This is a genomic window from Streptomyces cinereospinus (assembly GCF_042430725.1).
GTDB lineage: Bacteria > Actinomycetota > Actinomycetes > Streptomycetales > Streptomycetaceae > Streptomyces > Streptomyces cinereospinus.
This window is the reverse complement of sequence record NZ_JBHMCY010000213.1, coordinates 1-609: the sequence shown is the minus strand read 5'-3', so window position 1 is coordinate 609 and position 609 is coordinate 1. Positions and strand designations below refer to the sequence as shown.

1 protein-coding gene is annotated in these 609 nt (G+C 74.4%); it reads right to left on the bottom strand.

Translation table 11 applies throughout. From position 1 onward, the window contains the following. Nucleotides 1-609, bottom strand: a 609-nt coding sequence (locus ACFF45_RS35560; protein ID WP_381351184.1) for a GNAT family N-acetyltransferase, incomplete at both ends; no start/stop codon positions are given.

Below are 609 nucleotides of genomic sequence, written 5' to 3'. Positions count from 1 at the left end.
AAGTCGTACACCGCGAAGTCTGTGACTGGGCGGTACCCGATCCGCTGGTAGAGGCCGTTGCTGGTGGGGTTGGCCAGGTCCGCGAACAGCAGGACCTCCGCCGCGCCCGCGGCCAGCGCGGCCCGGCTCACCTCGACCGTCGCGGCGCCCGCGTAACCACGGCCGCGCAGGTGGGCCGGGGTGTAGACGGGGGCCACCCGCATCTGGCCGGCGACCATCGGGGTCACGCCCGCCATGGAGACGGGAGTGCCGTCCGGGGCCTCCCAGAACGTGACGCGTCCGTAGGCGATGCGCGTGTCGGCCCAGGAGTCGGCGTCTGTGGAGGGGCCTGCTCCGATGGCGGCGGCGAACTCGCGGTACCAGAGTATGAGTTGCTCGCGGTCCTGCTCGCCCGCGACTCGACCCCGGCCCTCCGGGAGCGGCTCCGGTGGCGTCAGTGTGCCGAGGCGATACAGGCGCTGCCGCTCGTGGAGCGTCGGCGTCGCACCGGTGTGCCGCTGCCAGGCCTCGGCGAAGGCGGTGGCGGTGTCGTGCTCCGCGCCGACGCCGGGGAGAGCGTGCCCGAGGCCGGCCAGACGGGCGGCGAGGGCGTCGGCCTCCTCGAGGGTG